General features: G+C 40.6%; 9 protein-coding genes. 5 read left to right on the top strand and 4 right to left on the bottom strand.

Features of this window, described 5'->3' with window-relative positions:
* The 3 genes from ADM33_RS08430 to ADM33_RS08420 all read right to left on the bottom strand — a co-directional run.
* Nucleotides 1–330, bottom strand: a 330-nt coding sequence (locus tag ADM33_RS08430) for an ABC transporter ATP-binding protein (protein ID WP_049504485.1), incomplete at its 3' end; no start/stop codon positions are given.
* A 327-nt stretch (nt 331–657) separates the two neighbouring features.
* Nucleotides 658–1,632, bottom strand: coding sequence for a sensor histidine kinase (locus tag ADM33_RS08425; RefSeq protein ID WP_049504483.1), 975 nt, complete (start codon nt 1,630–1,632; stop codon nt 658–660).
* A complete protein-coding gene (locus tag ADM33_RS08420; protein ID WP_049504481.1) occupies nt 1,625–2,302 on the bottom strand; it encodes a response regulator transcription factor in 678 nt (225 codons plus the stop codon). The genes ADM33_RS08425 and ADM33_RS08420 overlap by 8 nt, the downstream gene beginning before the upstream one ends.
* Before the next feature lie 95 nt (nt 2,303–2,397).
* On the opposite strand from ADM33_RS08420, the gene ADM33_RS08415 reads away from it, so the two are divergent.
* Together ADM33_RS08415 and ADM33_RS08410 are read left to right on the top strand one after the other, a co-directional pair.
* The gene (locus ADM33_RS08415; RefSeq protein ID WP_049504479.1) at nt 2,398–3,474 is read left to right on the top strand and encodes a DUF2974 domain-containing protein; all 1,077 of its coding nucleotides are present in this window, start codon (nt 2,398–2,400) and stop codon (nt 3,472–3,474) included.
* A 104-nt stretch (nt 3,475–3,578) separates the two neighbouring features.
* On the top strand, nt 3,579–4,208 hold the full coding sequence (locus ADM33_RS08410) for an MBL fold metallo-hydrolase (protein WP_049504478.1): 630 nt from the start codon (nt 3,579–3,581) through the stop codon (nt 4,206–4,208).
* Between the two features lie 39 nt (nt 4,209–4,247).
* On the opposite strand, the gene ADM33_RS08405 is transcribed toward ADM33_RS08410, so the two are convergent.
* Nucleotides 4,248–6,140, bottom strand: coding sequence for a M13 family metallopeptidase (locus ADM33_RS08405; protein ID WP_049504476.1), 1,893 nt, complete (start codon nt 6,138–6,140; stop codon nt 4,248–4,250).
* A 180-nt stretch (nt 6,141–6,320) separates the two neighbouring features.
* On the opposite strand from ADM33_RS08405, the gene ADM33_RS08400 reads away from it, so the two are divergent.
* From ADM33_RS08400 to psaA, 3 genes are read left to right on the top strand one after another with little or no spacing between them, the layout of a single operon-like run.
* On the top strand, nt 6,321–7,043 hold the full coding sequence (locus ADM33_RS08400; RefSeq protein ID WP_049504474.1) for a metal ABC transporter ATP-binding protein: 723 nt from the start codon (nt 6,321–6,323) through the stop codon (nt 7,041–7,043).
* Nucleotides 7,040–7,888, top strand: coding sequence for a metal ABC transporter permease (locus ADM33_RS08395; RefSeq protein WP_006148893.1), 849 nt, complete (start codon nt 7,040–7,042; stop codon nt 7,886–7,888). The genes ADM33_RS08400 and ADM33_RS08395 overlap by 4 nt, the downstream gene beginning before the upstream one ends.
* Before the next feature lie 31 nt (nt 7,889–7,919).
* Entirely contained in the window at nt 7,920–8,849 is a 930-nt protein-coding gene (gene psaA, locus ADM33_RS08390; RefSeq protein ID WP_049504473.1) for a metal ABC transporter substrate-binding lipoprotein/adhesin PsaA, read from the top strand.
* Nucleotides 8,850–8,987 lie beyond the last annotated feature (138 nt).

Below are 8,987 nucleotides of genomic sequence, written 5' to 3'. Positions count from 1 at the left end.
GAGTAAGATATTGTCTTTAACAGAAAGCGTATCTAACAAATTGAAGTCTTGGAAGACAAAGCCTAACTTTTCACGACGGAAGCTTGATGCTTCAGAATTTTTAATGGTAGCTGTGTCAGTTCCGTTTAGGAAGACCTGCCCACGCGTTGGCTTGTCAAGCATAGCAAGAATATTGAGTAGAGTTGACTTACCAGAACCAGACTCACCCATGATAGCGACGTAGTCGCCTTTTTCAACGGTAAAGTGAATATCTTTCAGGGCTTCTACTTGGTTGCCTTGAAAGCGAGTTTTATAAATCTTTTGAACGTGTTTTACATCTAATAGTGTCATTTTAACTTCTCCTTTTTAATATCCCATTAATTGAAACTGAGCTTGCATCATTTCGATGCCGATTTGAACTCGCTCGATATCCTTTGGACTCGGCTTACTTGTTTGTTTCTTTTGTAAAATTGTTTTCATGGTTCCTCTCCTTTTTCTTTATGCTCTAAGTTTACTCCAAAAAAAGATGGCTTGCCATAACATAACCTTACAAAAGAGGCCTTTAATCTTACATTTTTGTAAGATTACATTTTTTATCTAATTGAAGCCTTTTTTCTCACTATATCAAGGTCTAAAGAAGAGCTTGAAAGGTTTCTTCCAAGCTCTTCACAATTCTTTTCATTCAACCAGTAAATTCACTTCAGAGAACTTAATTCTCACAGTTGTTCCTTGCCCAAGCTCGGATTCTATTTGAATCTGATGTCCTAATTCTTGGCTGATTTTCTGGGTTAGATAGAGCCCAAGTCCAGATGACTGCTGGGTCATTCGACCATTATAGCCTGAAAATCCGCGTTCAAAGACTCGCAATTGATCACTGTTTTTGATGCCAATCCCAGTATCCTTGATGCAAAGTTCTTGACCATCCATGTAGATTTCAATTCCACCTACATTTGTGTACTTGAGGCTATTTGAAAGGATTTGTTCAATAACTACCAACAGCCATTTTTTATCCGTCACAATGCTCCTGTCTAAGTCATGCAGATTAATACTTAGACCTTTCTGGATAAAGAAAAGGGCATATTTGCGAATGACTTCCTTGACCAAATTTTCTATATTTTCTTTCTTCAACACCAAATCATCATGGAAGCTTTCTAAGCGTAGATATTGGAGAACGAGATTGGTATAGGAATCAATCTTAAAAATTTCCTGTTCCAACTGTTGCTTCAGTTGGCGATCCGCCACCTCACTTACAAGGAGTTTACTGGCTGCAATTGGTGTTTTTATCTGATGAACCCAGAGTGTATAGTAGTCCACCAAATCATTATAGCGGTTTTCAGCATCTGATTTCTTTTGATAGAGTTCAGATTCGCTTTTCTCTAATTTTTCAGTTAGAAGGACTTCCATTGGTGACTTAGCTTTTCTTTCGCCATAGAGCAATTCCTTACGATAACGTTGCAATTCTATCAAGAAATCATATACCAAAAACAAAAATGTCAAAAATGTAGATAGAAAGAAGAAATAGTTAAAGTAAGGTCCTTGACTAACAAATAGGACATCAAAAAGAAAGATGAGACCCGTCAATAACAGAATAAAAGCAAAAAAACGGCTACGCGAACGGATATAAGCTAGAAAAAAACTTTTAAGTTCAAGCATGTTTCAATCCGTACCCTATCCCTTTCTTGGTTTCAATAAAACCAATCAAACCTTCTTCCTCCAATTTCTTACGTAAACGCGCTACATTTACAGACAAGGTATTGTCGTCGATAAAAAAGTCGCTATTCCAGAGTTCCCGCATCAAGTCGTCACGCGCTACGATATTTCCCGCATGCTCAAATAAAACCCGCAAAATCTGAAATTCATTCTTTGTTAAACTGATAGCTTTGCCATTGACATGCACATCCATAGATTTGGTATTGAGGATAACTCCAGCATACTCTAGGAGACTTTCATCCCGTCCAAACTCATAAGAGCGGCGCAATAATCCTTGTACCTTAGCTAAAAGTACCTGCTGGTCAAAAGGCTTGGTCACAAAATCATCTGCCCCCATATTAATAGCCATCACGATGTCCATAGCCTGGTCTCTTGATGACAGAAACATAATAGGAACTTTGGAAATCTTGCGAATCTCCTGGCACCAGTGATAACCATTAAAGAGAGGCAAGCCGATATCCATGATAACCAGATGAGGTTGAGATTGAACAAATAGTGTCAGAACTTCCATAAAGTCTTCTACCATAACTACTTCAAAACCCCATTCGGAGAGCATTTTCCCAACTTGCTGACGAATAACTGGATCATCTTCTACTAGTAAAATCTTATGCATCTGCTCCTCCTTTTTCTATATTATAGCAAAATTCTTCTGACTACTAGCGAAATTGATGTAAATCTGATATGATAAAAGTTAAGAAAGGAATTCTCATGGCCAATATTTTTGACTACCTAACTGACGTTCAATACGATTCTTTTTATGATCTTCCCTTAAATGAACTGGATATACTTGCTCTGACTGAGTTGACCTATCTTTCTTTTGATAACCTATTGGACCAGCCTGTCAATCGTTTAAGCGATGTTGCAACACGTGTCCCTCGAGAAAGTACCATGTTGACCAATAAAGAACGACTTCAGCTCCTCAATCAGTTATCCCAACACAAACGTTTTAAAAATAGCAAACTTTCTAATTTTGTCAACGAGGTCGACACAGAACTTCAAAAGCAGTTCGCTGCTATGACCTATCGTCTGAACCTAGATACTTATCTGATTGTCTTTCGTGGCACAGACGACAGTATTATTGGCTGGAAGGAAGATTTCCATATGACCTACATGAAGGAAATCCCTGCCCAAAAGGATGCTCTTGAATACTTGGAAGATTTCTTTACCCAACATCCAAAACAAAACGTCATGCTTGCTGGACATTCTAAAGGTGGGAATCTAGCCATCTATGCCGCTAGTCAAATCCAACCTGAATTGCAGGAAAAGATATCTGCGATTTATACCTACGATGCCCCTGGTTTGCAGGCTCATCTGACTGAAACCACTGGTTATCAAGATGTTATTCCAAAAATTCGCCGCTATGTCCCACAGGGATCTGTTATTGGCATGATGCTAGAAGTCCCTGATACACCTATCGTCGTCAAGTCTACAGCTCTCGGAGGAATCGCTCAACACAGTACCTTTAGTTGGCTGACAGAGGGACACCACTTTGTCCAACTAGAGGCCATCAGTAGCGAAAGTCTCCAAATCAAAGACACTCTTAAAAAATGGGTGGACAGTGTTCCCGATGAAGAACTGGAACTCTACTTTGATCTCTTTTTCGGAACCATCCTAGAATCTGGAATCAGCTCCATTAATGAACTGTCTTCTAAAAATGCTATTGAACATGTTCGACAACTTGTTTCTCAAGCTCAGACTCTAGAGCCTGAGCAAGTTGAAATCTTAAAAAATCTGACACAACTCCTACTAGATGCTCGTTTCCATGCCTGGAAAAATCATTTTTAAAAAGTTAAAAGTCCCTTCCTTTATGGAGGGACTCTTTTGTTGATTCCTTATTTTGTGCTTCTGTGTTATACTAGAAACTGTAAATCTATGAAAGAGGAAATCCTATGAAAATCCACAAAACTGTGAACCCTGTTGCCTATGAAAATACTTATTATCTTGAAGGGGACCAGCACCTGATTGTTGTTGATCCGGGTAACCATTGGGAGGCCATTCGCAAGACTATCGAAACCATCAATAAACCGGTCTGTGCCATTCTCCTGACCCACACTCACTACGACCATATTATGAGTCTGGACTTGGTCAGAGATACTTATGGAAATCCTCCAGTCTATGTGGCAGAAAGTGAAGCTTCTTGGCTCTATACTCCTGTTGACAACCTTTCAGGTCTCCCTCGACACGATGATATGGCGGATGTCATCTGCAAACCAGCTGAACACACTTATGTCTTTCATGAAGAATACCAGATTGAAGAATTCCGCTTCACTGTATTACCAACTCCAGGCCACTCTATCGGAGGAGTTTCATTTGTTTTTCCAGATGGTCGCTTGGTCTTAACGGGAGATGCCCTTTTCCGAGAAACCATTGGTCGGACAGATTTGCCAACTGGTAGTATGGAACAACTCCTTCATAGTGTCCAAACCCAGCTCTTTACCCTTCCAAACTACGATGTCTATCCAGGACATGGTCCAGCTACGACTATCGCCCACGAAAAAAACTTTAATCCATTTTTCTAAAACATAAAAACCAAGGATCAAACACCCTTGGTTTTTTGATTACCAAATAATCACACGGTCTTCTGGTGAGCGCCACATGCCGTCGCCTTCTTTAACATCATAGGTCGTAAAGAAGTCATCGAAGTTTGGCACTTGGATGTTAACACGGAGTTTAGCTGGAGCGTGCACATCAACGCTAGCCATGAGTTTCATCAACTCTGGACGGCCTTTCATTCGCCAAATACGCGCAAAGTTGTTGAAGAATTCTTCAGCTGAGAAGTCTGGCTCTCTCTTGGCAGCTTCTAGCGCTGCAGCGATTCCTCCTAGGTCAGCAACATTTTCTGATACGGTCAATTTACCGTTAATCGTTGCGCCGTAAGATTCTTGGCCGTCAAACTGGTCGATAACCTTCTGAGTTTTCTCTTTGAAGGCTGCATAGTCGCTCTCAGTCCACCAATCCTTGAGGCTACCATTTTCATCAAAGGAAGCTCCGTTGGTATCAAAGGCGTGAGAAATTTCGTGGGCGATAACTGCACCGATCCCACCGTAGTTAGCAGAAGATGACTGATGTAAGTCATAGAAAGGAGCCTGTAAGATAGCTGCTGGGAAAACAATCAAGTTCTTTTGTGGATTGTAGTAGGCATTGACCATATGAGCTGGCATTCCCCACTCCTTGTAGTCAACCGGCTGATTCCACTTGCTCCAGCTGTGCTTGATTTCAACACGCGCAAAGGCAAGGGCATTCTCAAAGAGGCTAGCAGATTCATCCACTACCTTGTCCTTATAGCGAGCTGGCAGCTCTTCTGGATAACCGATATAAGGCTTGATGACATTGAGTTTGACGATGGCTTTTTCTCGTGTTTCAGGAGTCAGCCAGTCATTCTTAGCCAAACGTTCCTTATAAACGTCAATCATAGTCGCTACTTTTTTCTCTACGTCTGCCTTGGCTTCTGGCGAGAATTTTTCGTGTGCATACCAAAGACCAAGCGCTTGTTTGAATGGTCCTTGAGCTAAATGGTAGGCAGCCTTGCGTTTGTCTTGAGCCTCTGGAACTCCTGAAAGAGCTCGTCCGTAGGCACCTGACAAGATACGAATCTCATCTGTTAGATAACTAGTTGAAAGATTAACCACACTCAAGATCAAGCTTGCCTTGAGTAAAGGCCAAGCTTCTTCACTATAGAATTGCTCTGCTGCTTGCCAGAAACGTTCTTCATCTACAATGACCTTATCAGGAACTTGACCAAGAACAGCTTGGAAAAAGTCATCTAGAGGTAGAGCAGGAGCAAACTTTTTGAAATCTTCATAAGAATATGGATGGTAAAGTTTGGCATATTCTGAACTTTCTTCATTTGAGAGCACTACAGCTGCGATGCGGCGGTCCAATTCCAATCGTTTTTCTAGCAAGTCTTCGATTTCTTCATCTGAGAAGTTATAGACTTTAAGTAGATTAGAAGTGCTTTCTTTCCAAAGGTTCAATAATTCCTCACGCTGAGGATGGTCTTCCGCATAGTAGGTTGTATCAGGCAAGATAGTTCCTGGAGCACTAGCCCAGAGAACATTGGTTCTAGCATCCATAAAGTCTGGTGATACACCAAAAGGAAGGAAGTTAGGTTTTCCAGCAAGTTCAAACTCTGCTAGTCTAGCAGTAAAATCTGCAAAAGTCTCCAATTCTTGGAATTCTTTAAGAAGTGGTAAGACAGGTGTGATACCGTCAACTTCTCTCTTGTCAAAATCACGAACTAGGCGGTGGTATTTGACAAAGTTTGCCAAGATAGCATCCTCAGGCACCTCTTGACCTGCCAACCACTTGTCTGTTGTCGCCAGCATCAGGTCTTCTATTTCCTGGTCTAAATCAACAAAACCTCCCGTTTGAGACTTATCTGCTGGAATTTCAGCTGTCTTCTGCCATTCTCCATTGATTGCATCATAAAAATCGTCTTGATAACGTGTCATCTTGTTCTCGCTTTCATTTGTACTTGTTTTTAGCTTAACAAAAATTAACTGGGAATGCAATTAAAATACAAGGTTAAAAGAACTTAAATATTTTACTGTTAATATTTTAATTTTTTGAAAAATTAACTTGACTTAATTTTTTTTTTAAGGTATATTAAGAGTTAGGAGGAATATAAGTTTATGATACGTATCGAAAACCTCAGTGTCTCCTACAAAGAAACGTTGGCACTTAAGGATATTTCACTAGTGCTCCAAGGACCAACAATTATCGGAATCATTGGTCCCAACGGTGCTGGAAAATCAACATTATTAAAAGGTATGCTGGGAATTATCCCACATCAAGGTCAGGCATTTCTCGATGACAAGGAAGTTAAAAAATCCTTACATCGAATCGCCTATGTCGAACAAAAAATCAATATCGACTACAACTTTCCCATCAAGGTCAAGGAATGCGTCTCGTTAGGACTATTTCCCTCTATTCCTCTCTTTCGAAGTTTAAATGCTAAACATTGGAAGAAAGTGCAAGAGGCCCTTGAAATCGTCGACCTAGCTGACTACGCTGAACGTCAAATCAGTCAACTGTCTGGAGGTCAGTTCCAGCGGGTCTTGATTGCCAGATGTTTGGTGCAGGAAGCCGACTATATCCTCTTAGATGAACCCTTTGTGGGGATTGACTCAGTCAGTGAAGAGATTATCATGAATACGCTGAGAGATCTGAAAAAAGCTGGGAAGACGGTTCTCATCGTCCACCACGACCTCAGCAAGGTTCCCAACTACTTCGATCAAGTCTTGCTTGTCAATCGAGAAGTGATTGCTTTTGGTCCGACCAAAGAAACCTTTACCCAAGCCAATCTCAAAGAAGCTTACGGTAATCGACTCTTTTTCAATGGAGGTGACCTATGATTGCAGAATTTATAGATGGATTGCAAAAATTCCATTTCTTACAAAATGCCTTGATAACAGCTATTGTTATCGGGGTCGTAGCTGGAGCTGTAGGATGTTTCATCATTCTACGTGGGATGTCACTCATGGGAGATGCCATTTCACATGCTGTCTTACCAGGTGTAGCCCTCTCCTTCATCTTGGGCATTGACTTCTTTATCGGAGCCATTGTCTTTGGACTGCTAGCTGCTATCATCATTACCTACATCAAGGGAAACTCGATTGTCAAAAGCGATACCGCCATCGGCATTACCTTTTCTTCTTTCTTAGCTCTCGGTATCATCTTGATTAGTGTCGCTAAAAGTTCAACTGACCTTTTCCATATCCTTTTTGGTAATATTCTTGCTGTTCAAGATACAGATATGTTTATTACTATGGGTGTAGGGGCAGCCATTCTCTTGTTAATCTGGATTTTCTTCAAGCAACTCTTGATAACGTCCTTTGATGAACTCTTGGCTAAAGCCATGGGAATGCCTGTCAATTTCTATCACTACCTTCTCATGGTACTCCTGACTCTCGTGTCTGTGACAGCCATGCAAAGTGTCGGAACTATCCTGATTGTAGCCATGCTGATTACCCCAGCTGCAACTGCTTATCTGTATGCTAATAGCCTGAAAAGCATGATTTTCCTTTCCTCAACCTTTGGAGCTACTGCTTCAGTTTTGGGGCTCTTTATCGGCTATAGCTTTAACGTTGCGGCAGGTTCTAGTATCGTGCTTACAGCCGCTAGTTTCTTTCTCATTAGCTTCTTTATCGCTCCGAAACAACGATATTTGAAACTGAAAAATAAACATTTGTTAAAATAAGGGGTAAAGCCCCAATAAATTGGAGGATCTAATGAAAAAATTAGGTACATTGTTGGTTCTTTTTCTTTCCGCCATTGTTCTCGTAGCATGTGCTAGCGGAAAAAAAGATGCAGCTTCTGGTCAAAAACTAAAAGTTGTTGCTACAAACTCAATCATCGCTGATATTACTAAAAATATTGCTGGTGACAAGATTGATCTTCACAGTATCGTTCCTGTTGGCCAAGACCCACACGAATACGAACCACTCCCTGAAGACGTTAAGAAAACTTCTCAAGCTGATTTGATTTTCTATAACGGGATCAACCTTGAAACAGGTGGCAATGCTTGGTTTACAAAATTGGTAGAAAATGCTAAGAAAACTGAAAACAAAGACTACTTTGCAGTCAGCGAAGGCGTTGATGTTATCTACCTTGAAGGTCAAAACGAAAAAGGCAAAGAAGACCCACACGCTTGGCTTAACCTTGAAAACGGTATGATCTTTGCTAAAAACATCGCAAAACAATTGAGCGCTAAAGACCCTAGCAACAAGGAATTCTACGAAAAAAATCTCAAAGAATATACTGATAAGCTAGACAAACTTGACAAGGAAGCTAAAGAGAAATTTAACAACATCCCTGCTGAGAAAAAACTCATCGTAACCAGCGAGGGATGCTTCAAATACTTCTCTAAAGCTTACGGTGTACCAAGTGCTTACATTTGGGAAATCAACACTGAAGAAGAAGGAACACCTGACCAAATCAAGACTTTGGTTGAAAAACTTCGCCAAATGAAAGTTCCATCACTATTTGTTGAATCCAGTGTCGATGATCGTCCAATGAAGACTGTTTCAAAAGACACAAACATCCCAATCTATGCTCAAATCTTTACGGACTCAATCGCTGAAGAAGGTAAAGAAGGCGACAGCTACTACAACATGATGAAATACAACCTTGATAAGATTGCTGAAGGATTGGCAAAATAATACTCTTCGAAAATCTCTTCAAACCGTGTCAGCTTAGACTTGGATTATATATGTGACTGACTTCGTCAGTTCTATCTGCAACCTCAAAACAGTGTTTTGAGCAACCTGCGGCTAGCTTCCTAGTTTGCTCTTTGATTT

This window comes from Streptococcus oralis, from assembly GCF_001075875.1.
GTDB classification, from domain to species: Bacteria; Bacillota; Bacilli; order Lactobacillales; family Streptococcaceae; genus Streptococcus; species Streptococcus oralis_I.
This window is presented reverse-complemented; position numbering and strand designations above follow the sequence as displayed.

What these genes read in the sequence shown, in the direction of transcription:
- ADM33_RS08395 (WP_006148893.1), top strand. Translation starts at nt 7,040, where the DNA reads ATGATTGCAGAATTTATAGATGGATTGCAAAAATTCCATTTCTTACAA.
- ADM33_RS08420 (WP_049504481.1), bottom strand. Translation starts at nt 2,302, where the DNA reads ATGCATAAGATTTTACTAGTAGAAGATGATCCAGTTATTCGTCAGCAA.
- ADM33_RS08405 (WP_049504476.1), bottom strand. Translation starts at nt 6,140, where the DNA reads ATGACACGTTATCAAGACGATTTTTATGATGCAATCAATGGAGAATGG.
- ADM33_RS08400 (WP_049504474.1), top strand. Translation starts at nt 6,321, where the DNA reads ATGATACGTATCGAAAACCTCAGTGTCTCCTACAAAGAAACGTTGGCA.
- psaA (WP_049504473.1), top strand. Translation starts at nt 7,920, where the DNA reads ATGAAAAAATTAGGTACATTGTTGGTTCTTTTTCTTTCCGCCATTGTT.
- ADM33_RS08410 (WP_049504478.1), top strand. Translation starts at nt 3,579, where the DNA reads ATGAAAATCCACAAAACTGTGAACCCTGTTGCCTATGAAAATACTTAT.
- ADM33_RS08415 (WP_049504479.1), top strand. Translation starts at nt 2,398, where the DNA reads ATGGCCAATATTTTTGACTACCTAACTGACGTTCAATACGATTCTTTT.
- ADM33_RS08425 (WP_049504483.1), bottom strand. Translation starts at nt 1,632, where the DNA reads ATGCTTGAACTTAAAAGTTTTTTTCTAGCTTATATCCGTTCGCGTAGC.